Here is a 26219-nt window from a genome sequence, read left to right as displayed (position 1 = left end):
CTACTTAGTTAATATACTTATCTCTTCATCGGTCAGAGGCCTGTAATCACCTGGCAAAAGAGATTCATCCAGCTTTAAAGGTCCCATGGAGAGCCTTCTTAAAAACAAAACCTCATTGCCAACAGCCTCGAGCATTCGCTTGACCTGATGAAAACGTCCTTCATGGATCGTAAGGAAAATCACAGGTCTTCCTTCGTTATCCACATCCTTAACCTCTACTTTTGCAGGCAAAGTGTAATCTATGGAGCCATCATCCTTCTTATCGCCGATATTTACACCTTCTTCAAGCTTAGTGATATCTGCATCCGAAAGAGAATCTCTCAAATGTACTTCATATACCTTATCAACATGCTTTTTGGGTGATAAAAGCTTATGAATGAGGTTTCCATCATCAGTAATAAGAAGAAGGCCTTCTGTATCAATATCAAGCCTTCCACAGGGGCTTAGACCTTTTACATAATCATCTCCGAGAAGATCAAGAACTGTAGTGTTTCTGCCATCTGTGGTAGCAGAAACTACGCCAGCTGGTTTATTCAAAAGGAAATAATGGAATCTGCTGTAACTTAGAGGCACATCGTCAAAAGAGATATCATCTTTATTTTCATCAATATGGACATCGCTTTTAAGTACAACTTCGCCGTTTACCTTGCATCTTCCATTTTTTACATATTCTTTTATCTGTTTGCGGGTTCCAATTCCCTGTTCCCCTAAGAATTTATCTAGTCTCAAATATTTACTCCATTAGTAATTAAATGCTGCGTTTACCGCTACTGGAGCACTCTCAGAACCTTTTTCATAGTTGTTGTATGCCCTGACAATAATATTTGGATTAACAGTTCCTGAAGGCACTTTAACATTGAAGGACTGAGTAGGCTTTGTTCTGTCCCACATCTGTAAAGGGCAGAAAGTCTTACCACCATCATAGCTGTAGCTAAAATAGATTACAGGGCTCTGATTATCAACAGCTGTAAGCTCAACAAGTACATTTCCGCTATTTGTATCATAGGTAAGAACTTTTGCTTCGCACTTATCGGGGCCTGATTCATCTTGATAGAGCTTGCCAGATGGCTTTTTTACTGATTTATAGGTATATCCGGAATAGTCTGCTCCAGTCTTTGATGACTTAAGACCGTAATACTTGGCAATCGCTGTGGCATCAGCCTGGGCAAGTTTACTAATAAAGTCGCTGGTCTTAATAAGAGATACATCATTGCCCTGGTCAAGATAAGCGTGCTCTAAGATTACACAAGGTGTGTTTCTTGCAACACATTGTCTGATAATGCCATAATAATCGTTTCCTGAAGATCCGATCTTGGTCTTAACGCCCTTCTGGTAAAGGCCAAGGCCTCCCCATTCTCCAAGGACGATCTGCCCAAAGTTATAACCCTTCTGATAAAATGAGCCAAAGGTTGATGTCCATACTTCAGATCCGTAGAATATATGCTCTGCAGAGGCATTGAAATGGATGCTGAACACAAAATCCGCGCCCACATTCTTGGCAAATACTGCTCTGTCTTCAAGGGACATGAGAACGTCAGTAGTTCTTGTCTGATAAACAGTAATTCCTTCGTACTTTTCAAGTTCCGCCTTAAGAATGTTTGCAAGCTGCAATGTCAGCTCTTTTTCTGAAAGACCATTGTACTGGGCTCCAAGGTTTCTATCCCCTGTTCCGCCGTGTCCCGGGTCAATAACAACTACAACATTCTTTGGTGCTGCATAAGATTTAATTGAAAATGCAGGAGCAGTAAAAAGAGCTATCGACAAAGCTGCCATAATAAAACCGGTCAAAACTCTCTTAACTAAATCTGATGCTTTTTTCATAACTTACCTCCGATGTTCATAAAAAGATAAAAGCTGTCGCAAAAAGCGGCAGCTGTAAATCTAAAGATCAGTTGATTATGTCAAGATTGATGTTCTCTTCCTGAGCATCTAACTGCTCACCAATACTGGAAGGCGCAGCTGCATCTGCTGAAGCTGAAGCCGTTGTATTAACAGGCTGTTTAAGATCTGCTCTGTTTGACTTGATGATCTCACTGTACTGTGTAAGTGCAGAAAGAATACTGTCATTGTTCTGGGCTACATCCTTAACGATATTGATGCTGTGCTGCTTGACTGACTCGATGATCTCATCGTTGTGCTTGCTTGTAACATCAATTGACTGAGCGATAATGCTCTCAACATCTGCAAGAAGCTGGTCAGTGTACTGTACGGCAGCAGCCTTCATCTCATTGGCTTCGAGCATTGCATTATCAAGGATTCCCTTGGCCTGCATAGCAGCCTGAGAAACAACCTCGTTGGCCTGCGCATAAGCCTGCTGCATGATCTCATGCTCGTTTATAAGTTCATTGGTGTGAACAGTGGCTTCATCAATAAGCTCCTGGGCTTTCTTGCGGGCGTCATTGAGGATAGCCTCTTTATTGCTGATTATCTTCTGATATCTCTTGATCTCTTCTGGTGTCTTGGATCTGAGCTCTCTTAAAAGCTCATCGATCTCCTCTTTGTTGACTATGATCTTGGTCTGAGAAAGAGGCTGAGGCTTACAGTTGTCTATATAGGTCTCAATCTCATCTATCAGCTGTTCAATCCTGCTAGTCATATATTAATTCCCCCTGAATTTACTTAAATCCGTATTTCTTATCAAGCTCATCCGCCACAAAATCAGGCACACAAGGTGATACATCCCCATTGTAGCGTGCTATTTCTTTTACAACCGAGCTGCTGAGATATGAATACTCAAGACTCGTTGTAAGGAAAAGCGTATCAACCTCATTGTGAGAAAGTTCCTTGTTGACCTGAGCTATCTGAAGCTCATATTCAAAATCAGTGACAGCCCTAAGACCCTTGATAACAATATGGATGTCTTCTGCCTTACAATAATCAATAAGAAGGCCACTGATATGTTCTATTCTCACATTAGATAAGCCTTTTACAGACTCCTGTAACATTTTAACACGTTCATCAAGACTAAACAACGTAGTTTTGGCTGAATTGACCATTACAGCCACTATAACCTCGTCAAACATCCTTGATGCGCGCTTTATGATGTCCAGATGTCCGAAGGTTACAGGATCAAAGCTACCTGGATAAATCGCAGTTTTCATTTAATCTCCTGCCTTTCGATAAAGAAAAACATGTTTGTTGGTCTTGTACTCTTTTTCTTTTCTTACTTCAAAGCCATAGTTTTCAGCAAAAGAAAAATCCATATCCTCAGCTGATTCAACAATGATCATTGTGTTCTTAGTAACATAGCTCATCTCAGAAAGCTGTGACAGAGTTCTCTCATAAAGCTCTCCGTGATAAGGAGGATCGATAAAGATTATATCTGCCTCTTTTTCCTTGATGCTGCGAAGCCCAAGAACCACGTCCTGTTTAAGCACCATAGCCTGATCTTCAAAATGAGTGGTCTTTAAGTTTTGCATGATGCACTTGTAGGCATTGGTATTATTCTCAATAAATATCACTTTGGTAGCTCCTCTTGAAAGAGCCTCGATGCCGATACCACCGCTTCCAGCGAACAGATCGATAAATACAGTTCCCGGAACCTGATTCTGGATCATGTTAAAAAGAGTCTCTTTTATCCTGTCCTGTGTTGGCCTGGTATCATTGCCATCTGGAGTTACCAGTCTTAGTCTTCTTGCAGAACCTGCAATTACTCTCATAATCTCACCTTTGTTCCCTTGGTATCCCTGCTTGTTATCTTAAGGTGGCCAAGGTTAAGTTCTTTGCCGTTATGTTCTATCTTCTTTTCTTCCATGTCAGAGAGATAGTAAACATCTCTGATATAGTCCTTTGTAGAGAGCCTCATACCTCTTACGCCCACAGCAGCCTTCTTCTTTTCAGGTACTGTTTCAACAAGGAACCTCAGGAAATATCCGTCATTAGTCTGAAGAACAAGAGTCTTCTGGGTATGAAGTATCTCTACATTTACAACTTCATCCCCGTCTAGGAGCTTCGTTGCAGCTACTGTTCTCTTTGAAACATCAAACTCACCACCATCAACGATCTTCATCATGGACATCCTGGTTGTAAACAGGATCCTGTATAGGTTAAGGTCTGACTGACTTGCAGCCATAACTATAGTCTCTTTTGAAGTATCAAAGTTGCTGACATTGTCGATAGGAACACCCTTGTCACGCATCTTGGCCTGAGGAAGATCCATGGCCTTAACTGTATGAAGATTACCGGTATTGGTAAAGAAGCATACTTTACCAGTGTTCTTCATGATAAACGAGAACCTGAACTCGTTCTGTATTGTTTCCTTATTTTTCTCATATGTAGAAGCATCAATGGTCTTGGCATAGCCAAATTTATCCATGATAAACGCTACATCTATCTCTTCTACAGGCTTCTCTTCGTAGACAGCATCTTCTCTGTTGTCTATCTCAGTCCTGCGGGCCTTCTGATACTCTTTTTTGATCCTCACAAGGTCGTTCTGGATAACCATGGACATTGACTCATGGCTCTCCAAAATATCCTCATACTTATAGATATTGGCTACAGTCTGCTCATGGTCCTTGATAAGAGCGTCAAGCTCAAGGCCAATGAGTTTATACAGTCTCATATCAAGAATAGCATCTGCCTGTGCTTCTGTAAAAAGAAGCTGTGCAGCCATTGCCTTGGACTCTCTTGACTTAAAGTTGATTCCATCTGTAACACCGTTTACCAGGCAGTTTTTAGCCATCGGACGGTCTTTAGAGCCGCGGAGGATCTCAATAACAAGGTCAATTACGTTGCATGCCTTGATAAGACCTTCCTGAATCTCTTTTTTATCCTGCTCTTTCTTTAAAAGAGTCTGATACTTCCTGGTGGTTATCTCAAACTGGAAGTCTGCGCAGGCCCTCATGATCTCTTTAAGAGAAAGAGTTTCCGGCCTTCCATTATCAATAGCCAGCATATTGACACCAAAGGTATCCTCTAGCTTGGTCTTCTTGTATAGAAGGTTTGTAAAGTTCTCTACATCAGCATCCTTTTTAAGCTCGATTACAATTCTGATGCCTTCCTTGGATGACTGGTTGGAAATATCTACAACATCATTGGTTATTTTCTTTTCAGCAAGTTCAGCCACATCTGCCATGAACTTACCAATACCTGCACCAATCATGGTATAAGGGATCTCAGTGATAACAAGGTTTGTATGGCCGTTTTTGCCCTTTTCAACCTCTACCTTGCCCCTTATCTTGATCTTACCCACACCAGACTCATAGATGGATAAAAGCTCATTTTTATTGATGACTACTCCACCTGTTGGGAAGTCAGGTCCTTTGATGTATTTCATAAGATCCTTGGTAGAAAGAGTATCATCCTGAATATAAGCTATCTCCGCGTCAATAACCTCAGCAAGGTTATGAGGAGGTGTGCTTGTAGCCATACCTACCGCAATACCTTCAGATCCGTTTACAAGGAAATTAGGTATCTTAACAGGAAGAACGGATGGCTCTCTTTCAGTCTCATCAAAGTTAGGTACAAAATCTACAACATTCTTATCAAGGTCCTCAAGAAAGTTTTCCTGAGTGAGCTTGGAAAGTCTAGCCTCAGTGTAACGCATGGCAGCTGCGCCATCGCCTTCGATATTTCCAAAGTTACCATGGCCATCAACCAGAGGAACCATCTTCTTGAAGTCCTGAGTCATTACAACAAGACAATCATAGATTGAGCTGTCGCCATGGGGATGATATTTACCCATGGTATCACCAACTATTCTGGCGCTCTTTCTGTAAGGCCTGTCATATCTGATCCCGAGGTCATACATATCATAGAGAGTTCTTCGCTGAACTGGTTTAAGTCCATCCCTGATATCAGGAAGCGCTCTTGCAACGATAACACTCATGGCATAGTCGATAAAGGACTTCTGCATTACCTCGGAATATTCGGTTCTAATAATACGATCATCCATATTAACTGTTTCCTATCATCAAATATCAAGCTCTGCGTCTGTGGCATGCTGATGAATAAATTCTTTTCTTGGTGGAACGTCAACTCCCATAAGGAGCTCTGTCATCTGAGAAGCCATCTTGGCATCCTCAATCTCTACAAGCTTAAGTAGTCTGCGCTCAGGGTCAAGTGTTGTCTCCCAAAGCTGCTCCGGATCCATTTCTCCAAGACCCTTGTATCTCTGAAGAGTGAAGTTGCCCTTGTGAGTCTTACGGTATCTGGAAAGAGCTACATCATCATAGAGGTACTCCTCTTTTCCCTTGGCAGGAAGTGCCTTGTAAAGAGGTGGCATAGCAAGATAAACATGTCCCTGGAAAATAAGCTCTGGCATGAATCTGTAGAACAGTGTCAAAAGCAGTGTTGCAATATGCTCACCGTCTACGTCCGCATCGGACATGATAATGATCTTGTCGTAGCGAAGCTTATTTATATCAAAGTCATTGCCATAGCCTTCTGAAAATCCGCATCCAAAGGCATTTATCATGGTCTTGATCTCAGCGTTTGCAAGGACTTTATCTATGCTGGCCTTCTCAACGTTAAGGATCTTACCTCTGATAGGAAGGATTGCCTGATAGTTGCGGTCTCTTGCCATCTTGGCACTACCGCCCGCAGAATCTCCCTCTACGATAAAGATCTCGCACTTTGAAGCATCCTTACTTATGCAGTTTGCAAGCTTACCATTGGAATCAAAGGAATACTTCTGCTTGGTAAGCATATTGGTCTTGGCTTTTTCCTCTGTCTTACGGATCTTGGCAGCCTTTTCAGCACAGCCAATTACCGCCTTCAATGTCTCAAGGTTTCTGTCAAAGAACCTTGTTACCTCTTCGCCTGTTATCTTGGATACGATCTTGGCAGCATCCTGGTTATCAAGCTTGGTCTTGGTCTGTCCCTCAAATCTTGGATCAGGGTGTTTGATTGAGATAACCGCTGTCATACCATTTCTTACATCAGTACCGGTAAAGTTCACATCCTTATCCTTAAGGATGCCAAGCTCTCTTGCATACTGATTGATAACATTGGTAAACATCGTCTTAAAGCCTGTAAGGTGAGTACCACCCTCAGCATTATAGATGTTATTACAAAATCCCAGAACTTCTTCATGGAATTCGTTTACATACTGGAATGCAGCTTCTATTTCAATTCCTTCGCTCTCGCCGCTAAAAGAGATAACGTCGCATACAGCTTCTTTTGACTTATTCATGTCTCTAATAAAGCCTGTAATGCCGTCTGGTTCGCGGAACTCAATGTATTCCTCGACACCAGGTCTCTTATCCTCGAAGACGATCGTAAGCTTGGGATTAAGATAAGCTGTCTCATGAAGTCTTGATTTGATGTCATCCTCTCTGAATCTGGTCTTTTCAAAGATCTCATCATCAGGAAGGAAATTTATTGTTGTACCAGTCTCTTTGGTAGTTCCAACAGGAGTAAGAAGCCCCTTATCAAGCTTGACTGTAGGAATACCCCTCTCGTAAGCATCCTCGTAGATAAAGCCATCTTTTCTGACTCTTACACTCATTCTCTTTGAGAGCGCATTAACTACCGAAGAACCCACACCATGAAGTCCTCCGCTGGTCTTATAAGCATTATTATCAAATTTACCGCCTGCATGGAGCATGGTAAGAACTACACGCTCGGCAGTTATGCCCTTAGCGTGCATACCAACAGGAATGCCTCGTCCATTATCCTCGACAGTTGCACTGCCGTCGGCCTCAAGGCATACATAGATTCTGGAACAGAAACCAGCCAGATGCTCATCCACAGCATTGTCCACGATCTCGTAAACAAGGTGATTAAGACCTCTGGTGGTGACACTTCCAATATACATTCCAGGGCGCTTTCTTACCGCTTCAAGACCCTCTAAGACTGTAATGCTGGAAGCATCATAGTTTTCTTGTACTGACATTAGATAACCCCTTTAAAACATTTTTTCATACTCTGATACTTATCAGAAATGGACCTTTCTTGTAACTGTTACAGCAAGAGCCCCAGGTCCAATGTGGCATCCAACTGAAAGTGAAAGTGGATCAAGATGCATATCAAAGCCAGGTATAGCAGCTTCTACTTCCTTTTTCCACTCAAGTCCTGCTTCAATATTGTTGGTATAAGCGCCTGCAATCCAGAAATCACCGGCTTCCATACCACCAAATCTGTTTTCGATATCTGCCTTGATGGCATTTATCATAATTGATTTGCCCTGGGCACTTGTCCTTGCCTTGGCAAAAGCATCAAGCTTCTCGCCCTGGATCTGCAGCACAGGTTTAAGCCTAAGGAGTGTACCAAGAGCCGCTGCTGCAGGAGTGATCCTGCCACCCTTTTTAAGGTAATGAAGAGTATCCAGCATAATGTAGATACTTGATTCCATTTTGGTCTCGATGAGCTTATCTCTTATTGCCTCAGCAGAAAGACCTGCATCTGCCATAGCCTTGGCATCAAGGGCTGACTGTCTCTGGGTAACTGAAATTCTCTGATTGTCTATAACAAAAACCTTTCCCTCGTACTCCTCCTGAGCGATCATGTATGCGCTCTGGCAGGATCCTGAAAGGCCACTACTCATAGGAATGTAGATGATCTGCTCATAATCCTTAAGTACACTGTCCCAAAGAGTCATGAGTGAATCGGGCGTTGGCTGGCTGGTTGAAACCTGGGCATCCTCAGCAAGCTTTTGATAAAACTGTTCCTGTGTAAGATTGATATCTTCAAAGTAGTCTTCCCCATTTATCATAAAAGGCATTGGAACTACGAATATGCCAAGTTCCTCGCCCTGTTTCTGGGTTATTCCGCTGTTACTGTCTGTAATTATCGCAATCTTAGACATGTCAATAAGCCGGCGAATGCCGACATTCCTCCTATTTTCACTAATATGATAGATTAAGTTTACTTTTATAGAGTTGTAAAGTCAACCAAATTTACAGATTTTGTATTTAAGTAATCCTTAAGCACAGCATGTTGTGGCTGTGATAGTTCAGGGTCATCTGAAAGGATCCTGTCCGCATCCATGGCAGACTCTTTTACCAGATTGCTGTCATGGTAGATATCACCCACTCTGAAGTTCATCTCACCGCTCTGTCTTACTCCAAACAGATCGCCAGGACCTCTTTGCTTTAGATCTTCCTCAGCAATGACAAATCCATCATTGGATCTGTTCATAATATCAAGGCGTTTAGCAGCATCCTCATCGTCAGAAGAATTGATAAAGATACAATATGACTGGTCACCGCCTCTTCCCACTCGTCCACGCAGCTGGTGAAGCTGAGAAAGACCAAATCTCTCAGAGTTTTCAACCATCATAACTGTAGCATTTGGCACATTGATTCCAACTTCAATAACTGTAGTTGACACCAAAACGTCGATCTCTCCCCTTCCAAAGGATTCCATGATCTCATCCTTCTTCTCAGGCTTCATCTTTCCATGAAGAACGCCGACACTTACGCTCTCAGGAAGTGTAGTTCTCAGTACCTCAGAATAATCCATGACATTCTCAACTCCGTCAAGTTCGCCCTGTTCGATCATTGGACAGATAACGTAGACCTGATGGCCCTTGGATACCTGATCAGAAATAAACTTATAGGCAGTTGGTCTGTATCCGGGACCAACAACGCAGTTCTTTATTGGGAGTCTTCCCTGTGGCATCTCGTCAACAATTGAGATATGAAGATCTCCGTAAAGGATAATTGCAAGTGTCCTTGGGATAGGCGTTGCACTCATTGCAAGGACATGAGTATTTAAGCCCTTTCCAGCAAGAGCTCCTCTTTGCCGCACGCCGAATCTGTGCTGTTCATCTGTAACAACAAGGGCAAGATTCTTGTAGGATACCTTTTCCTGAATAAGCGCATTTGTACCTATTATGCAGTTAACTTCGCCTTCACTTATCTGCCTCTGTACTTCTCTTTTCGCTCCTGCAGGAAGAGATCCGGATAAAAGAGCTATATTGAAGTTTTTAATATTATATTTTTTGATAAGTCCTTTAAAGGTCTCATAATGCTGTGCTGCCAGAACTTCTGTGGGAGCCATCATGGCGCCCTGGTATCCATTGGCAGCGGTCATAAGAAGCGCTAAAAACGCAAGGATTGTCTTACCTGATCCAACATCGCCCTGAATAAGCCTGTTCATAACATATGGGCCTGAAAGGTCACTTACAATATCGTTCCAGGCTCTCATCTGAGCGCCGGTAAGGTCATAAGGAAGCTGCTCAAGTAGCCTTTTTGTATCAGCTACCTCGATCATCTTACAGGTATTTTGAACTTCATCAGAATTTTGTTTAAGGAGCCTAAGCTTAATGACAAACAACAGAAATTCATTGTAGGCAAGCCTTCTTCTGGCATCCTCCAGCTGTATCTCCCCTTCAGGAAAATGAATGCCCTTTAGAGCATCGAAATACCCAATAAGATCAAGCCTGTCTAAAATGTCCTGTGGGATGAATTCCTCAAGACTTCCAATATTAACAAAAGCCTTTTCTACAGCTTTTTTGACTGAATTGTTGGTAAGGCCCTTGGTTAACGGATAGCGTGGCTGAAGTCTGCCCATAAGAGGTGCATACTCCTCATCCTTGTACATTTTGGGATGATCCATGGAAAAGAAATTGCCCTTCTTTCTCACCATTCCCCTGAAAATATAAGTGGTTCCACTTTTAAGGGAACTTGCAAGATAAGGAGCATTAAAGAATGTCATTTTAACTCTGCCTGTTTCATCGGCAGCTTCAAAAGCAATTATCGAAAGATTACGAACACGTCTCTTGGTGATTGTTCCAATAATGGTAAGCCTTGATGAGAGAATGATGTTTTCTCTTAAGTCGCAGGCACGAACAGGAGCATCAAACTTATCATATCCCCTTGGAAAATAGTGTATAAGATCCCCACAGGTATATATACCAAGCTTGTTAAAGAGTTTTCCTGTCTTTTCTCCTATGCCCTTTAGATTTATTACACTTTCATCAAGTTCTCTTTTCCCCAAAACAAACCCCCATAAGGCAAAATAAGCCGGACAAAATGCCCGGCTTATAATTATTATTCAGCAGATACAATATAGTAATAAATAGGCTGACCACCAAACTGAAGCTCAACATCACAGTCTGGGAATCTTGAAGAAATGCGATCCCTGAGGGCATTAGCATCATCTTCTTTAACCTCGTCACCGAAGTAAACGCTGATAAGCTCTTTATCCTCGTTCATCATCTTCTCAAGCATATCAAAGGTTACATCTGCGATATCTGAGCCTACTCCAAGGATTCCAGAATCGCCAATTCCCATATAGTCGCCCTGCTTGATGGTGACATCATCAATAACAGTATCTCTAACTGCGTAGGTAACTTCACCGGTAGAAACAGTTGAAAGAGAATCATTCATTGCGCTTATATTGTCATCAAGTGCAACATCTGGCACATAGTTGATAATAGCTGTGATACCCTGAGGTACTGTCTTACTTGGAACAACTACTATCTTCTTGCCGTCATCTGAATCCTCAGACATGATAGCTGCCTGATTAGCTGCAAGAATGATGTTCTTGTTATTAGGAAGAACAATTACTGTGTCAGCATTAACCTTGTCTACTGCATCAAGGATATCTGCTGTACTTGGATTCATGGTCTGTCCGCCCTCAATTACATAGTCTACGCCGAGACCTCTGAAGATCTCTGCAAGACCTGAACCAGCGCAAACTGTTACAAATCCCACTTCTTTTCTTGGTCCTTCTGGAACTTCCTCTTTTACAGGTTCTGTAGAAACCTTGTCTCCAAGAGGAATATCATCACCAGCAGAATATGTAGGAGTCATCTCTGCAGCTCCGTTAACTTCTGTCTGGATCTCTGACCAGGAACCGTCGTTATTTTCATGGAAGAGCTTCTCTCTGTGCTCCATCCACATATTGTCAATCTTCATATTAGAGAGCTGGCCATACATTAAAGCTCTCTGAATTGCAAGACCAGGGTCATTGGAGTGAACATGTACCTTGCAGATCTCGTCATCTGCTACCATTACGATACTGTCACCAATTGACTCAAGGAATCCCTTGAAATCTATTTCCTGCTTAACATTGAGAGGCTTGTTGAGAAGTACGATAAACTCAGTACAATATCCAAACTTGATGTCCTCTGTGCTCTGAGCCTTCTCAGCAGTCTTAGATGGCTTAGCAGACTCATCAGGAATTGTTACATCGATCTCTTTTCCAAGATATCCGTCAAGGGCACCCTTCATAACCTGGACAAGGCCCTGTCCACCTGAATCTACAACGCCAGCCTGCTTAAGAACAGGAAGCATATCAGGAGTCTTGCTAAGAACCTCATCAGCGTATTCGATGACTCCTCTGCAGAATGTCTCGATATCATCGCAGCCCTCAACAGCAAGCTCATGAGCCTTCTCGCTGGCTCCCTTGGCAACTGTAAGGATTGTACCTTCCTTGGGCTTCATAACAGCCTTATAAGCTGTCTCTACAGCCTTCTCAAAGGACTCTGCAAGAACATTAACTGTAAGCTCATCGTGCTGTTTAACCACCTTGGTGAATCCTCTAAGGAGCTGGGATAAGATAACACCGGAGTTACCTCTTGCTCCGCGAAGGGATCCTGATGAGATTGCCTTACAGATAGCTTCCATATTAGAAGAATCTGAAAGTCCCTGTACTTCCTTGGCAGCAGACATGATTGTCATAGTCATGTTTGTACCTGTATCTCCGTCAGGAACAGGGAATACATTAAGTTCGTTTATCCACTCTTTCTTTGCGTCAAGATTCTTAGCTCCACTAAGGAACATCTTAGAGAGCATCTTCGCGTCAATAGCATTATTACTCAAAACAATATCCTCCATAAACCATCTGTCTGCTTAGTCGATGACGCGAACGCCTTCTACATAAATATTGATCTTCTCTATCTCAAGTCCTGTAAACTCTTCTACCTTATATTTAACAGTATCGATAAGATTCTCAGAAACAGCAGAGATGCTTACGCCGTATGATACTATAACATGGAAGTCAAGTTTAAGCTTGTTGTTCTCATCAAGAGTTACGTTGATACCTCTTGTCATGGAATCAAGCTTAAGTAAGCTTACAAGTCCGTCCTTAACATTGACATTGGCCATACCAACGATGCCAAAGCACTCCATGGCAACTGCGCCAGCATATTGGGCAATAACTTCATTATCAATGGAAATATTTCCCATGTGAGTATTAACTACTGAAGCCTTCATATATGTCCTCCTTAATGCGGTGTTTTTGCATACCACATTGAATTATAATAGAAGGGCTCAAAAAAATCCATTATTTTTTATATTTTACTTGCAATCCAAAATGTTTTTTGCTAATATATCAATGTTGCGGATAATTCTGCGCGAAATTGCTATAGGAATCAACATGGCTTATAAGGAGGTGTCAAAATGGCTAAATGTGAAATTTGTGGCAAGGGCGTTCATTTCGGTAACAACGTAAGCCATTCTCATAGAAGATCTAACAGAGTTTGGAAGTCTAACGTTCAGCATGTTGCTGTTAAGATTAACGGAAACACACAGAGAATGAATGTTTGCTCAAGCTGCCTTAGATCTAACAAAGTAGAGAGAGCTTAATCTCCTACCAGACTAAGATAACAAAAATAAATCACCTGGTTTTCCAGGTGATTTTTTTATGCAGAAAATCCAAACATGGCAAGCTTTGAAATTATAAGCTCTCTTATTATAATTCCAAGGCTCTCTTTTTCCTTGGGGCTTATCCTTGATAACTGCTCAATAGTGTATATCTTTTCTTTAAAGCCCTTCTCCCTCTTTGCAGGGTCTTTGTACTGGCTGGCTCTGACTCTGGCCCTGAGCTGTTTATATATCTTGTAATCAAATCCCTCATTGTTCATATGATAAAAATGGGATTCCAAAGTTGTTTCATAGTCAACTTCATCCTTAAGATACTTGGTAATGATGGTCTTGTATTTAAATGGGACCATTTCATTATTTAAAAGCTCGCTATAACTGTAGCGAGCTCCAAAATAGTATCTCTCGATATCCTGCATGTAGTATTTAAAGTCATTCTCATTAACAATATTGTTCATAACTGATTATTTCTGGTCTCCGCTGTCGATATCTTCGATGTTGTCTCCTGAGAACTTGATGGCATCTCTGATCTTGTCTTCTTCCCATCCAGTCTCTTCCATAAGCTCTTCAACTGTGACCTTTCTTCTGAGGTCCTCTGAGAGCTCTTTTGCCTTGTCTGCCACTTCGTTTACAAGAGTTACAACCTTCTGCATGCCAGCGTCCTCTGAAAGGTTGTCCTGGATAATAGCTTCCATTGCATCAAGCATCAGCTTGTAAAGAAAACCTTCAACCTCTTTGGGTTCGCCAACAGCATCAAGCATTGTAACGCCTCTTGTGAGTGCAACATTGCCCTCTCCAATAAGATCCTCAATGAAAACGCCCTGTTCTGAGTACATCCTTGCCACATCTACAACAAGTGGAAGGTAGTTCTCAATAAGCTTTTGCTGAGCGTCCTTATCTCCTGCGATCGCTGACATCTGAACAGCCTCAAGCTCACCATCTGAGAGCTTATTTAATGCATCAAGGCTCTCTATATAGTCCTGAAGGTAGTTTCGCTCCTCGTCGCTAAGCTCCTCATCAAAATCAGACAGATCAGCCGCTTCATCGATGCCGATCTTGTGGCTCTTAAGGTATTCATATACCATTGAAAGCTGCTTCTCATCAAGGTCAAGCTCTGCAAAAGCCAGATCAATCTGCTCTTTTGAGATAGTGTTCTTATTTTCTCTTGCGGTTCTTGTGACATATTTTAAGGTTTCCGCAAACTCTTTTTCCTTATTATCTATATTGCCCATTTAAGTATTATCTCTTTTCTATGATTATTTTACGTGCTGGTGAGTAAATAAGTGGTCCTGGCAGTATTCGTAATTGCCGTTGCACTTTGAGCAGAATCTGAATTCCAGCTCTGGATTGGTCTCTTCTGTACGTCCACATACGGCGCATTTATGTCTTGTAAGACCCTTTGGCATCACCCTGGCGTTTTGCTTAAACTCCTGCCTTCTCTTTACTTCCTTTGGCTTAAGGTGATGAAGTCTTCCTGTTGAAAGGTAGAAAAGGAACAGGTTTACAAACTGGAAGAATACAGCGAAGAATACCGCATAGTTCCTGCCGATAAGTCCGTCGTAGATAGCTGAAAATGCCAGCATCGCTGCATACAGGATTCCAAGATATTTAACCTTAACAGGGATAATGAACATCAAAAGCAGCTGTATGTCTGGATAACAGATGGCAAAGATAAGGAATACCGCTTCCTGAATATAATAGGTAGAAAATACGCCGGAAAGTGCGTACATAATACCTGCAAGAAGCTCCTGATTGCCGCCAGTTATAAGGTAATACACAAAATATGTAAGGAAGGCTGAAAGGATCATAAACAGCATTCCGCCAAAGATGAACACATTGTATCTAAAGGTTCCAATGGTCCTCTCCATGGTAGTACCCATGAAATAATACAGGTAAAGTGTAAAGAAGATCCAGATACTAAGGGCTCTTGGTGGTATAAGCACCCAGGTGAACAAGCGCCAGATCTGTCCTTGAAGGATAAGATATGGGTCAAGAGTCAGATAATTTGTAATATTTGTCCTGAATGGTGCGTACTGGATTATATATCCAAGAATATAGAGTCCGATGATGTAGATTGTGATATTTCTGATGGCATATTTGCCAAATTTTCTTTCCATGTTATTTAAAAAGTTATTCATATATGATCAGTCCAGCTTTCATGATTTTTATTAGTCATTTAACTTTAAAATTTTAACATCTGCTGTTTTTATTGTAAACATTTTATGCAATCTATTCCAATTGCTTTTTTCACCCCTCTGCTATATAATCATTGAGATTGTCGGTTATTAATAAGAAGAGGTTTTTTATGATTTCAAAAGATTTTACACTTGGAATTGACATTGGTTCTACAACTGTTAAGATTGCACTTTTAGACAAAGACAGAAATATTGTCTTTTCAGACTATAGAAGACATTTTGCTAATATTCAGGAGACTCTCTCCGATCTTTTAAATGATGCCATGAGTAAATGTGGCAATGTAACTCTCCACCCTGTTATCACAGGCTCTGGTGGACTTACTCTTGCTAAACACCTTGGCGTACCATTTGAGCAGGAAGTTGTAGCTGTTTCTACATCTCTTAAGGCTCTTGCTCCCAAGACAGATGTCGCAATTGAGCTTGGCGGCGAGGATGCCAAGATCATCTACTTTGAGGATGGTAATGTCGAGCAGCGTATGAACGGTATCTGTGCCGGTGGTACAGGCTCTTTTATCGATCAGATGGCTTCTCTGTTACAGACAGATGCCACAGGTCTTAATGAGTATGCCAAAAACTACAACTCTCTTTACACAATCGCCGCAAGATGCGGTGTATTTGCCAAGTCAGATATTCAGCCGCTTATCAATGAAGGTGCTACAAAAGAAGACCTTTCAGCATCTATTTTCCAGGCCGTAGTTAACCAGACTATTTCCGGCCTTGCATGTGGTAAGCCTATCAGAGGCCACGTAGCATTTCTTGGTGGTCCTCTTCACTTCCTTGATCAGCTCAAGGCTTCATTTGTAAGAACTTTAAACCTTGATAGTGAGCACACAATAGAACTTGATAACTCTCATCTTTTTGCAGCTATTGGCTCTGCCATGAATGCTCATGAGGATGTTTCATACAGCATGGAGGAAATGACTGGTAAGCTCTCCAGCAAGATCGTTATGGAAGCTGAAGTTTCCCGTCTTGATCCATTATTCAAAAATGAAGATGAATACAGGTCATTTAAATCCAGACAGGACAATTACAGGGTAAAAACAAGAAAACTTGATGATTATAAGGGCAATGCTTTCCTTGGAATCGATGCTGGTTCCACAACAACCAAGTGTGCGCTTATCAGCGAAGATGGAGACCTTTTATATTCATTCTATTCAAGTAACAACGGAAGTCCTTTAAAGACTGCCATTACTTCTATTCAGGAGATATACAAGCTGATGCCTGAAGGCGTCAGAATCGCAAGATCATGCTCTACAGGTTATGGTGAAGCTCTTCTTAAATCCGCTCTTTTACTTGATGACGGCGAAGTTGAGACAATTGCTCACTACAATGCAGCTGCATTCTTTGATCCACAGGTTGACTGTATTCTAGATATCGGTGGTCAGGACATGAAGTGCATCCATATCAAGAACAATTCTGTTGATTCCGTTCAACTTAACGAAGCATGCTCTTCAGGATGTGGCTCCTTTATTGAGACCTTTGCCAAGTCCCTTGACTACTCAGTTCAGGATTTTGCCAAGGTTGCTCTTTACGCTAAATCTCCAGTAGATCTTGGAACAAGATGTACTGTATTTATGAATTCCAGGGTTAAGCAGGCCCAGAAGGAAGGAGCTGATGTAGCTGATATCTCATCAGGTCTTGCTTACTCAGTTATCAAAAACGCTCTGTTTAAGGTTATCAAGGTTTCTGACGCCAAGGATCTTGGTAATCACATTGTTGTACAGGGCGGAACTTTCTATAATGACGCAGTCCTTAGGGCTTTTGAGATCATTTCAGGTGCTGAAGCTATCCGCCCTGATATCGCAGGAATCATGGGCGCGTTCGGAGCTGCTCTTATTGCCCGTGAACGCTTTAGTGAAGTAGACGATTACAAGACTACTATGTTGTCTATCGATCAGATAAACAGCCTTAAATATTCAACAAGCATGACCACCTGTCAGGGCTGCACCAACCACTGCAGACTTACCATCAACAAGTTCACAGGCGGTCGTCAGCACATTTCAGGAAACAGGTGCGAGCGCGGTATTGGTAAGGTCAAGAATGCTGATGGCATTCCTAACCTCTTTGATTACAAGTACAAAAGAATCTTTGGCTACGAGCCTCTTGATCCAGACAAGGCAACTAGAGGTACCGTTGGTATACCAAGGGTTCTCAATTTCTATGAAAACTATCCATTCTGGTTTACATTCTTTACCAATCTCGGATTCAGAGTAGTTCTTTCTCCAAGATCAACTCACCAGATCTATGAGATGGGTATTGAATCAATTCCAAGTGAATCAGAGTGTTATCCAGCCAAGATATCCCACGGACATGTGGAATGGCTCATTGGCCAAAAGGTTGACTTCATCTTCTATCCAGGTCTTTTCTATGAGAGAAAAGAGGTAGATGGCGCAACCAACCATTATAACTGCCCTATTGTTACATCCTATTCAGAGAATATCAAAAACAATGTTGAGGCCATTACCGAAGGCAAGATGAAGCTCAGGAACCCATTTATGGCTTTCACAAGTATTGAGACAGTAACTGATTCTCTTGTAAAAGAGTTTTCCGAGATCCCTGCAGAGGAAGTAATAAAGGCTGCTAAAGACGGCTGGGATGAAATGGCAAGGGCCAGAAAAGATGTTCAGCAAAAGGGTGAAGAAACCCTTAAGTGGATGGAAGAAAATGGCAAGCACGGTATCGTTCTTGCTGGCCGTCCATATCACGTTGATCCTGAGATTAACCATGGAATTCCTGATATGATCTGCTCCTACGGCGTTGCAGTTCTTACAGAGGACAGCATCTCCCACCTTGGAGCTCCTGAAAGACCACTTATCGTATCAGACCAGTGGATGTACCACTCAAGACTCTACGCTGCAGCAAGCTATGTAAGAAGCCGTGAAAATCTTGATCTTATCCAGCTCAACTCCTTTGGATGCGGTCTTGATGCTGTAACAACTGATCAGGTTAATGATATACTTTCAGGTTCAGACAAGATCTATACCTGCCTTAAGATAGACGAAGTTAACTCCCTTGGAAGCGCTAGGATAAGAGTTCGTTCTCTTCTTGCAGCCATCAGAGTCCGTAAGCAAAAGAATCAGAAGAGGACTATCAGATCATCTGCCAATAACAGAGTTCTGTTCACTGAGGATATGCGCAAGAACTACACCATCCTCTGCCCTCAGATGTCACCAATTCACTTCGACATCTTAGAGCCTGCATTTGCGTCTTGCGGATACAACTTCGTTGTAATGCAAAACGACAACAGACATGCCATAGACATGGGTCTTAAGTATGTTAACAATGATGCCTGCTATCCTTCTTTGTGGGTAGTTGGTCAGATCATGGATGAGCTTCACTCAGGTAAGTACGACCTTAACAAAACAGCTGTCATCATGTCTCAGACTGGTGGCGGATGCAGAGCTACAAACTATGTTGGATTCATAAGAAGAGCTCTCAAAAAAGCCGGAATGGAGCAGATTCCTGTTGTATCACTGAATCTTTCCAAACTCGAAGCTAATCCAGGCTTCCATATCAATTTAGGTATGATCGAAAGAGCTGCTTATGGTGCTATTCTTGGTGACGTGTTCATGAGATGTGTATACAGAATGCGTCCATATGAAGCCAGAGAAGGCTCTGTAGATGAATGTCATCAGAAATGGCTTCTTGAAGCCAAGAAGTTTGTAACATCCAAGCACCTGAGCTTTGCAAGATTCCAAAAGCTCTGCAAAGACATCATCGAGGACTTTGATAAGATAGAGTTAACTGATGTAGTTAAGCCAAGAGTTGGCGTTGTAGGCGAGATCCTGGTTAAGTTTGCTCCAGCTGCTAATAACCACCTGGTTGAACTCCTTGAAGCAGAAGGCGCTGAGGCTGTTGTTCCTGATCTCATAGACTTTATGCTCTACTGCTTCTACAACCAGATATACAAGGCAAAAGAGCTTGGAACCTCCAGGAAGACAGCTGCTCTTATGAGAGTTGCTATCTGGGCTATAGAAAGACTTAGAAGCGGCGCAAGCAAGGCCTTTGAAAAGAGTGTTCACTTTGAACCACCTACAAGTATCTACGAGCTTGTAAAATACGCTGAGCCAATCGTATCAATCGGTAATCAGACAGGTGAAGGCTGGTTCCTTACAGGAGAAATGGTTGAGCTTATCAAGGAAGGCGCTACTAATATCGTATGTACACAGCCATTTGGATGTCTTCCAAACCACGTCGTCGGTAAGGGTGTAATCAAACAGATGAGACATATGTATCCGGGCTGCAATATTGTGGCTATCGACTACGATCCAGGAGCTTCAGAAGTTAACCAGCTTAACAGAATCAAGCTCATGCTCTCTACAGCTCAAAAGAAAGTTGCAAAAGAAAACGCAACTCCACAAAAACTGGCATAAAAAAATACTCCACTGCTGATTAAGCAGTGGAGTTATTTATTTTCATTATTTTAATTTAGCTTTTAGTCTGTCAATGGCATCCTCATGTCTCTGGATAGCATATGTTGCAGATTTAATCTTGAGCTCTGTAGCCATCTTCTTTTGATGTATCTCGTTACACTTAATGTAGTAATCAAGGATAGCATCATCATTGACCTCAAGGTACTTATCTGCGATACATCCAGGAAGAACAAACTTCTTTACAACATCAGAGAACTTAACCTCGATGTATTTACCATCCTGGCTGGTAACAGTTCCCTCACCATACTTCTTGTGAGTAACCTTCATCTTAAGCGCAGATTTGTCCCCAAGTGCCTCTTCTTCTTTCAAAAGGCCAGCAAGCTCCTCTTCAAGCTGTTTCTGAGAAGCTTCAAGTTCCTCGATCTGCTTTGAATTTTCTTCAAGCATTTCTTTGGTTTTCTTGGTAGGTTTTTTGCCGCGTTCTTCAGATTTTACAGCTGCATCATCGTTTTCAATATTAAGAGGCATAAGCAATTCTCCTTTTGAAAAGTTAACGACTTAACATATATATTTTAACTTATTAAAAAGAAAATTACAACTCTGTGGAAGCTCCGCCTTTAAGCTCAATTATTTTCTTATCGACTTCAACCCATACACTTTCAGCACTTGGATTGTAAGCAAAATCCCCATTAACAGAGACTTGCAGGCGCTCTGCCCTGTCCATATAATCAACGATCTCTATGTTGGTTGCATACCAGATATCTGACTTGTTTTCAATTTTTTTAGAAAACTTTTCGATTATGTTCCAGTTGTCTTCTTTTTCAAACTCGTAGCTGTGTCCCCATACATAGAGCATATACAGGTATTGTCTCTTGTGAACCTTGATAAAGTCCTTGTACAGGTCTTCAAAAGCAGGATCACCATGGTGACATGTCGGATTCCATGTAAGATAGTCATTTGGCATGTCGTAGCTTCTTGTTGAAACCACAGTTCTTGCATGTCTTATTCCACAGGCTTTAAGTGCATCCCTTACATCTTCGCTGACAGATCCATTAGGATAAGCAAAGCCTCTTACTGTATATCCCATAACCTCTTCAAGTGCTCTTCTGTCCTCAATGATCTGTCTGATCATCTGCTCCTTAGGAGTCCTTGCTATAGTTGGATGGAGAACTGTGTGACTTGCAACCTCATGCCCCTTATAGAGCTTTTTGTACTCTGAAGAAGGGATCCGTTCGTCATAGTCATTTTTGAACTTACGCTTTTCAAGGCCGGAATTGATATTAAATGTTCCCTTTAGCCCATGATCATTAAAGATCTCAACAAGTCTCCTGTCTGGGATCTTGCCATCATCATAGCTAAGGGTCAGTACTTTATGTCTGCCCTCCGGAAAGGTGGTATAGATATTTCGAAGCTTATGTGACTTGGCCATATAAACTCCTTTCTCTTATGAAAGATCAACTTTCTGGGTAAGGTCTTTATGTGCCATTCCTCTCTTTTCCGCATCCAGGATCTGCCCCCACTTGTATGGGGTGTTCTGGTAAACGTAGTAGTTTAGCCAGTTGGAATAGAGATTGTTGGCATGTCCTCTCCAGACAAGATCCGGTTTATTGTTAGGATCATCATCCGGGTAATAGTTGATGGGTATATCTATCTGAAGACCCTTGGAGAGATCTCTCTTGTATTCAGTATCAAGTGTAAGTCTGTCATATTCAGCATGTCCCATGACAAAGATCTGGCTGCCAGACTTGTTCATGCAAAGAAATACACCAGCGATATCAGATTCAGCAAGAACAACAAGATCCTCACAGGCGTGAATCTTGTCAGCAGGAGTCTCTGTATGTCTTGAATGAGGCATCAGGAAAACATCATCAAAGCCCCTAACCAGAGGAACCTTCCTGTTTTTAACCCTGTGCTGGTATATACCAAATCTCTTAGCAGAAAGAGGCTCTTTATCTATGCCGTAATGATAATAGATTCCTGCCTGGGCTCCCCAGCAAATATGGAATGTAGATGTAACATTTGTCTTGGACCACTCAAAGACCCTGCAAAGCTCATCCCAGTAATCAACCTCAGTAAACTCCATCTGTTCAACTGGAGCTCCTGTAATGATAAGGCCGTCATAGGTATTCTCTTTAAGCTCATCAAAGGTGTTGTAGAACCTGTTCAAATGGTTGGGAGATGTATTTGCAGAATGGTGTGAACTCATCTGCATAAAGGAAACATCGATCTGAAGAGGTGTATTTGACATGGACCTTAGAAGCTGAAGCTCAGTATCCTCCTTAAGCGGCATCAGATTTAAGATACAGATCTGAAGTGATCTGATATCCTGATGCATAGCCCTGTTCTCATCAACTACAAATATGTTTTCTTTTTCTAAGATATCCCTGACCGGCAGGTCATTCTGTACTTTGATAGGCATCTTTTTTCATCTCCAGTCTAGTAATTATGTTTATTTAAGCATATCAAGAAATGTCTGTTCGTCAATAACCTTTATTCCAAGTTCATTGGCCTTAGTAAGTTTACTGCCTGCAGCTTCTCCAGCAAGAACAAGGCTAGTCTTCTTGGAAACGCTTCCTGAAGCCTTTCCTCCGTTTTTCACAATGAGCTCTTCCGCTTCTTTTCTGCCCAGCGTTGGAAGCGTTCCTGTAACTACAATAGTCATACCTGAAAGCTTATCTGAAGCACCTTCTACCTCTTTGGCTTTCATGTTAAGTCCAAGAGCTTTCATCTCATCCAATATACGTAAGCTAACTTCATCGTGGAAGAATTCATAAAGATCATCAGCTGTTGTTTCGCCAATATCTGGAATCTGTAAAAATCCATCTCTGGTAACTCTGGTTAGATCTGTAAGCTCATCAAAATGTTTCATTATCTCTCTTGCTGTAGACTTACCAACATTTCTGATGGCAAGACCAGTAAGGAGTCTTACAGGATCATTTTCCTTAGATTTTTCTATCTCAGCAAGGAGCTTATCCGTATTCTTTTCTTTTCCCACGATGCCCTTTTCAATAAGTTCATCGCGATGTTCTTTTAGATGATAGATATCAACGTAGCTGTGAAGATATCCCTCACCAACCAGTGCTTCTACAAGTGTATCACCAAGGCCCATGATATTCATTGCATCTCTTGAAGCAAAGTATGCAATTGTTCTTGTAATCTGGGCAGGACATGTAGGATTGATACATCTTATATCTGCCGTATCAGCTTCTCTTACAAGATGACCACCGCAAACAGGGCATTTTTCAGGAGCCTTATATACCTCCAAAGGCTCTTTTACGCAACCATTTAGCTTAGGAATGATCTCACCACTCTTAAAGAGCTTATAATGACCGCCAACACCAATCTTCATATCAGTGATATAGTCCTGATTGTGAAGTGTGGCTCTTGATACACTAGTACCGCAAAGTCTTGCTGGCTTACCGGTATTTGGATCATGAAAGCTCCCTGTAAATGTCAGCTTACCAGTTCTTCCGACATCCACCAGGATCTCGTCCATCTCAACTACGCATTCCTCAGGTGGGTACTTGTAAGCGATATGGCCACTTGAGTACTTGCTGCCAGCAGGGAAATCGTCTCTCCAATTTGTGTTATCTACCTTTACTACCGCTCCGTCCAGGTCAAATTCAAGGTCCTGACGCATCTCTCCGATCTGTTCAATGGCAGCTATAACCTCATCAGCATTCTCACACTGTTTGTGAAATACTGTCTTAACGCCATTTTCCGAAAGAAGATCCATGGCCTTGCAGTGAGAATCCTTAAGTTCCTCTGGACCATCCTGAACGTTAAACACGAACATCTTAAGGCCGCGACTTCTTGTGATCTCCGGATCAAGCTGACGAAGTGTACCTGCAGCAAGGTTTCTTGGATTAGCCGCAAGCTTTTTTCCCTCCTTCTCCATAAGAGCATTGTACGCTTCAAAAGAGTCGTGGGACATATATACTTCGCCCCTAAGCTCCAGGTACTCATAAGGAAGATCAATGACCTTCTGAACATCAGGAATTACGAGCGCATTGGCTGTTACATCCTCGCCAATAAGACCATCTCCTCTTGTCTCAGCAAGGGTGAGGTGGAGTTTTCCATCGGATTCATTTTTATTGTATCTAAGGGTTAATGAAAGACCATCGATCTTCTGTTCAACGGAGAATTTTGCATCAGGGTGCCTAACGTGGACTCTGTTAACAAAAGCTCTTACGTCATCCACATTAAAAACATCCTCAATAGAAAGCATCGGAACGTTGTGAGTAATCTTTACCCCGGCTTCGCGCTTGGCTGTTCCGCCAACCACCTGGCTTGGAGAATCTTTGAGAGCGATCTCAGGATTGTCCCTCTCTATAGCCTTTAAGCGCTGCATGAGCTGATCATACTCAAAATCAGATATTTCAGGAGTATCCTGATTGTAATAAAGGTCCATGTGGTGCCTTATTGTCTCAACCAGTTCAAGATACTCTTTTTTGATCTCTTCAGTTGCCATTTAAAATCTCCCCAATCAAATACCAGTTTCCTGATATAGTTTATTAACCACTTCGTCAGACAAGCTGACGAATTCCCCAGGTTTTATATCAAAATCTTTAAGTTCAACGCACATGACTCTGATCCTTTTAAGGGTCATTACTTCGTAGCCAAGCTGCGCACACATACGCCTTATCTGCCTGTTTAGGCCCTGTGTCAGAACAATGTTAAAAGACCTTTTTCCTGTAGCCCATATCTCGCAGGGCCTTGTAGTAGTCTCAAGCTCTTCCAGATAAACACCGCTCCCCATCTCTGAAAGAAATGTCTTACTGATATCCCTGTCTACAGTGACTTCGTACTCTTTTTCATGGGCATTCTTGCCTCTCATCATGGCATCTATAAGTGCGCCATCGTCGGTGATGATAAGAAGCCCTTCGGAATCCTTATCAAGACGCCCAGCATAGGTAAGAGATCCTTTTTCTTCAAGGTCATCGTAGATGGTCCTCTCAGCATGGGGGTCGTCCTTGGTACAGACAGTTCCTACCGGTTTGTAGTAGGCGTAGTACGAATGACTTTCCTTAGGAACAATCTCTTTTCCATCCAAAAAGACCTTGTCCCCATCGCCTACATCATCTCCGGGTCCAGGTATCTGCCCATTGACCGTTATGCGTCCACTTGCTATTAACTTGTCAGCTTCTCTCCTGGAGCAGATGCCGCAGGATGAGATAAATTTGTTAAGTCGCATAGCTCCTACCTGTATAAACATTATAAAGAAAAGGAACGGCCTAGATAACTGGACCGTTCCTAGAATGACAAAACTAATCACTTCATAGAAAGGGATGACAATTCTTCAATTGCTCTGCCACTTATAAGGCAGTCATAATTCTCTTTGATATGTGAGATTACGTACAGGTTGCTGGCCTGGAAGTGTCCAAACTCATAAGCCATGGTGAAGAGAGATGCAAATACCTTGGGATCCTCGCTCTTTCTCTTAAGATCGAGATAGTATAGGCCATCAGCACTGTTCTTGTATAAAGAGCTCTCAATGTTCACATTCCCGGGAACCCTTGCACAGAACCTTGTAACGGTCTGAAGGTCCTTAAATGTAAATACATATTCGTGGAACTTGAGCCTTTGAAGGTCTTTGTCCTTAGCAGCTTCTTCCTTTTTCCTTGATGTCTTGTTTGTGAGCTTGTCTGAAAGCTTGGCTGCACTCTCTACTGTAGCGTTATTATTAAGAGAAACCTTGTCGGAATCGTTCTTGATAATATCGTTCTCTTCGATCATATTCTTGACAGAGTTGGTGATCTGTTTAAGGCTCTTTAAATACTCATTGAGCCTGTTGAGGCGCTCCTCATCAACAGTATCCCCGATATCTTCAAGGACCTGCTTGGGAAGCTTGATTCCAGCTTTGTCTGTAAGGTTTTTAAGTATCTCGTTAAAAGAAGCTGATGCATTCTCTGAAAGAGTAAGTGAAACTGAATGATCAGGAAGAACTGTTATCTGAAGAGGTGTAAAAGAACCAGTTGGCTTGTAATCAACTTCTTCCTCAGCCTTCTTCATAACATCGTGCAAAAACTCCATGGCCTCTTTCTTTTTCTCAAAGAGATCCTCGAGTTTAATTCCCTGTTCAAACATATCATCTTCAGTAATAATGCATGTTACTGTATCTTTATTGATTCTCTTAAATTCCATTTTTCACCTATAAAATT

Annotated in this window: 22 protein-coding genes; 2 read left to right on the top strand and 20 right to left on the bottom strand. The window is 41.9% G+C overall.

Features of this window, described 5'->3' with window-relative positions; translation table 11 throughout:
• The 11 genes from D6855_RS03495 to D6855_RS03445 form a co-directional block, all read right to left on the bottom strand.
• Complete coding sequence (locus D6855_RS03495; RefSeq protein ID WP_120738052.1) at window positions 1-729, bottom strand: pseudouridine synthase; 729 nt, start codon at window positions 727-729, stop codon at window positions 1-3.
• Window positions 730-741: 12 nt separating this feature from the next.
• The gene (locus D6855_RS03490) at window positions 742-1821 is read right to left on the bottom strand and encodes an N-acetylmuramoyl-L-alanine amidase family protein (protein ID WP_120738050.1); all 1080 of its coding nucleotides are present in this window, start codon (window positions 1819-1821) and stop codon (window positions 742-744) included.
• Window positions 1822-1888: 67 nt separating this feature from the next.
• Window positions 1889-2596 carry an ATPase gene (locus D6855_RS03485; protein WP_243111780.1) on the bottom strand — a complete coding sequence of 236 codons (708 nt, stop codon included), beginning with the start codon at window positions 2594-2596 and terminating at the stop codon, window positions 1889-1891.
• Window positions 2597-2615: 19 nt separating this feature from the next.
• On the bottom strand, window positions 2616-3101 hold the full coding sequence (coaD, locus tag D6855_RS03480) for a pantetheine-phosphate adenylyltransferase (RefSeq protein WP_120738047.1): 486 nt from the start codon (window positions 3099-3101) through the stop codon (window positions 2616-2618).
• Window positions 3102-3659 (bottom strand): 16S rRNA (guanine(966)-N(2))-methyltransferase RsmD, encoded by a 558-nt coding sequence (gene rsmD, locus D6855_RS03475; protein WP_120738045.1) that lies wholly within the window; start codon window positions 3657-3659, stop codon window positions 3102-3104. It abuts the gene before it with no gap.
• The gene (locus tag D6855_RS03470) at window positions 3656-5893 is read right to left on the bottom strand and encodes a DNA gyrase/topoisomerase IV subunit A (RefSeq protein ID WP_120738043.1); all 2238 of its coding nucleotides are present in this window, start codon (window positions 5891-5893) and stop codon (window positions 3656-3658) included. Before D6855_RS03470 ends, rsmD begins: the two co-directional genes overlap by 4 nt.
• 18 nt (window positions 5894-5911) lie before the next feature.
• Complete coding sequence (locus D6855_RS03465) at window positions 5912-7834, bottom strand: DNA gyrase/topoisomerase IV subunit B (RefSeq protein WP_120738041.1); 1923 nt, start codon at window positions 7832-7834, stop codon at window positions 5912-5914.
• A gap of 42 nt (window positions 7835-7876) precedes the next feature.
• On the bottom strand, window positions 7877-8746 hold the full coding sequence (locus D6855_RS03460; RefSeq protein ID WP_120738039.1) for a DegV family protein: 870 nt from the start codon (window positions 8744-8746) through the stop codon (window positions 7877-7879).
• A gap of 65 nt (window positions 8747-8811) precedes the next feature.
• A complete protein-coding gene (recG, locus tag D6855_RS03455) occupies window positions 8812-10881 on the bottom strand; it encodes an ATP-dependent DNA helicase RecG (RefSeq protein ID WP_120738037.1) in 2070 nt (689 codons plus the stop codon).
• Window positions 10882-10934: 53 nt separating this feature from the next.
• Window positions 10935-12710, bottom strand: coding sequence for a DAK2 domain-containing protein (locus D6855_RS03450; RefSeq protein ID WP_120738035.1), 1776 nt, complete (start codon window positions 12708-12710; stop codon window positions 10935-10937).
• Between the two features lie 30 nt (window positions 12711-12740).
• Window positions 12741-13103: an Asp23/Gls24 family envelope stress response protein gene (locus D6855_RS03445; protein ID WP_120738033.1), complete on the bottom strand. Its 363-nt coding sequence runs from the start codon at window positions 13101-13103 to the stop codon at window positions 12741-12743.
• Window positions 13104-13289: 186 nt separating this feature from the next.
• On the opposite strand from D6855_RS03445, the gene rpmB reads away from it, so the two are divergent.
• A complete protein-coding gene (gene rpmB / locus D6855_RS03440) occupies window positions 13290-13475 on the top strand; it encodes a 50S ribosomal protein L28 (RefSeq protein ID WP_120738031.1) in 186 nt (61 codons plus the stop codon).
• Between the two features lie 56 nt (window positions 13476-13531).
• Here the strand turns inward: rpmB and D6855_RS03435 are convergent, their stop codons facing one another.
• The 3 genes from D6855_RS03435 to D6855_RS03425 are packed head-to-tail and all read right to left on the bottom strand — an operon-like array spanning window position 13532 to window position 15607.
• Complete coding sequence (locus D6855_RS03435) at window positions 13532-13948, bottom strand: hypothetical protein (RefSeq protein WP_120738029.1); 417 nt, start codon at window positions 13946-13948, stop codon at window positions 13532-13534.
• Window positions 13949-13954: 6 nt separating this feature from the next.
• Window positions 13955-14722 carry a hypothetical protein gene (locus tag D6855_RS03430; RefSeq protein WP_120738027.1) on the bottom strand — a complete coding sequence of 256 codons (768 nt, stop codon included), beginning with the start codon at window positions 14720-14722 and terminating at the stop codon, window positions 13955-13957.
• A 24-nt stretch (window positions 14723-14746) separates the two neighbouring features.
• Window positions 14747-15607 (bottom strand): hypothetical protein, encoded by an 861-nt coding sequence (locus D6855_RS03425; protein ID WP_243111778.1) that lies wholly within the window; start codon window positions 15605-15607, stop codon window positions 14747-14749.
• A gap of 188 nt (window positions 15608-15795) precedes the next feature.
• On the opposite strand from D6855_RS03425, the gene D6855_RS03420 reads away from it, so the two are divergent.
• Window positions 15796-20058, top strand: coding sequence for a 2-hydroxyacyl-CoA dehydratase (locus D6855_RS03420; RefSeq protein ID WP_120738023.1), 4263 nt, complete (start codon window positions 15796-15798; stop codon window positions 20056-20058).
• 45 nt (window positions 20059-20103) lie between these two features.
• Here D6855_RS03420 and D6855_RS03415 read toward each other — a convergent pair whose 3' ends face one another.
• The 6 genes from D6855_RS03415 to D6855_RS03390 all read right to left on the bottom strand — a co-directional run bounded on the left by D6855_RS03415 (window position 20104) and on the right by D6855_RS03390 (window position 26202).
• A complete protein-coding gene (locus D6855_RS03415) occupies window positions 20104-20586 on the bottom strand; it encodes a hypothetical protein (protein WP_120738021.1) in 483 nt (160 codons plus the stop codon).
• 64 nt (window positions 20587-20650) lie between these two features.
• Window positions 20651-21487 (bottom strand): polysaccharide deacetylase family protein, encoded by an 837-nt coding sequence (locus tag D6855_RS03410; protein ID WP_120738019.1) that lies wholly within the window; start codon window positions 21485-21487, stop codon window positions 20651-20653.
• A gap of 15 nt (window positions 21488-21502) precedes the next feature.
• Complete coding sequence (metA, locus tag D6855_RS03405) at window positions 21503-22477, bottom strand: homoserine O-acetyltransferase MetA (protein WP_120738017.1); 975 nt, start codon at window positions 22475-22477, stop codon at window positions 21503-21505.
• 30 nt (window positions 22478-22507) lie between these two features.
• A complete protein-coding gene (gene ligA / locus D6855_RS03400; RefSeq protein WP_120738015.1) occupies window positions 22508-24529 on the bottom strand; it encodes an NAD-dependent DNA ligase LigA in 2022 nt (673 codons plus the stop codon).
• Between the two features lie 15 nt (window positions 24530-24544).
• The gene (locus D6855_RS03395; protein ID WP_120738013.1) at window positions 24545-25252 is read right to left on the bottom strand and encodes a pseudouridine synthase; all 708 of its coding nucleotides are present in this window, start codon (window positions 25250-25252) and stop codon (window positions 24545-24547) included.
• A gap of 77 nt (window positions 25253-25329) precedes the next feature.
• Window positions 25330-26202 carry an adaptor protein MecA gene (locus D6855_RS03390; RefSeq protein WP_120738011.1) on the bottom strand — a complete coding sequence of 291 codons (873 nt, stop codon included), beginning with the start codon at window positions 26200-26202 and terminating at the stop codon, window positions 25330-25332.
• Window positions 26203-26219 lie beyond the last annotated feature (17 nt).

The organism is Butyrivibrio sp. CB08 (assembly GCF_003625485.1).
Lineage (GTDB): Bacteria > Bacillota > Clostridia > Lachnospirales > Lachnospiraceae > Butyrivibrio.
The sequence above is the reverse complement of the archived record's forward strand: the minus strand, read 5'-3'. Positions and strand labels throughout refer to the sequence as shown.

Coding starts and splice junctions, on each gene's coding strand:
- rpmB (WP_120738031.1), top strand. CDS start 13,290: ATGGCTAAATGTGAAATTTGTGGCAAGGGCGTTCATTTCGGTAACAAC.
- coaD (WP_120738047.1), bottom strand. CDS start 3,101: ATGAAAACTGCGATTTATCCAGGTAGCTTTGATCCTGTAACCTTCGGA.
- D6855_RS03435 (WP_120738029.1), bottom strand. CDS start 13,948: ATGAACAATATTGTTAATGAGAATGACTTTAAATACTACATGCAGGAT.
- ligA (WP_120738015.1), bottom strand. CDS start 24,529: ATGGCAACTGAAGAGATCAAAAAAGAGTATCTTGAACTGGTTGAGACA.
- D6855_RS03415 (WP_120738021.1), bottom strand. CDS start 20,586: ATGCCTCTTAATATTGAAAACGATGATGCAGCTGTAAAATCTGAAGAA.
- D6855_RS03460 (WP_120738039.1), bottom strand. CDS start 8,746: ATGTCTAAGATTGCGATAATTACAGACAGTAACAGCGGAATAACCCAG.
- D6855_RS03395 (WP_120738013.1), bottom strand. CDS start 25,252: ATGCGACTTAACAAATTTATCTCATCCTGCGGCATCTGCTCCAGGAGA.
- D6855_RS03390 (WP_120738011.1), bottom strand. CDS start 26,202: ATGGAATTTAAGAGAATCAATAAAGATACAGTAACATGCATTATTACT.
- D6855_RS03420 (WP_120738023.1), top strand. CDS start 15,796: ATGATTTCAAAAGATTTTACACTTGGAATTGACATTGGTTCTACAACT.
- rsmD (WP_120738045.1), bottom strand. CDS start 3,659: ATGAGAGTAATTGCAGGTTCTGCAAGAAGACTAAGACTGGTAACTCCA.
- D6855_RS03490 (WP_120738050.1), bottom strand. CDS start 1,821: ATGAAAAAAGCATCAGATTTAGTTAAGAGAGTTTTGACCGGTTTTATT.
- metA (WP_120738017.1), bottom strand. CDS start 22,477: ATGCCTATCAAAGTACAGAATGACCTGCCGGTCAGGGATATCTTAGAA.
- D6855_RS03485 (WP_243111780.1), bottom strand. CDS start 2,596: ATGACTAGCAGGATTGAACAGCTGATAGATGAGATTGAGACCTATATA.
- D6855_RS03425 (WP_243111778.1), bottom strand. CDS start 15,607: ATGGAAAGAAAATTTGGCAAATATGCCATCAGAAATATCACAATCTAC.
- D6855_RS03465 (WP_120738041.1), bottom strand. CDS start 7,834: ATGTCAGTACAAGAAAACTATGATGCTTCCAGCATTACAGTCTTAGAG.
- D6855_RS03430 (WP_120738027.1), bottom strand. CDS start 14,722: ATGGGCAATATAGATAATAAGGAAAAAGAGTTTGCGGAAACCTTAAAA.
- D6855_RS03410 (WP_120738019.1), bottom strand. CDS start 21,487: ATGGCCAAGTCACATAAGCTTCGAAATATCTATACCACCTTTCCGGAG.
- D6855_RS03445 (WP_120738033.1), bottom strand. CDS start 13,103: ATGAAGGCTTCAGTAGTTAATACTCACATGGGAAATATTTCCATTGAT.
- D6855_RS03470 (WP_120738043.1), bottom strand. CDS start 5,893: ATGGATGATCGTATTATTAGAACCGAATATTCCGAGGTAATGCAGAAG.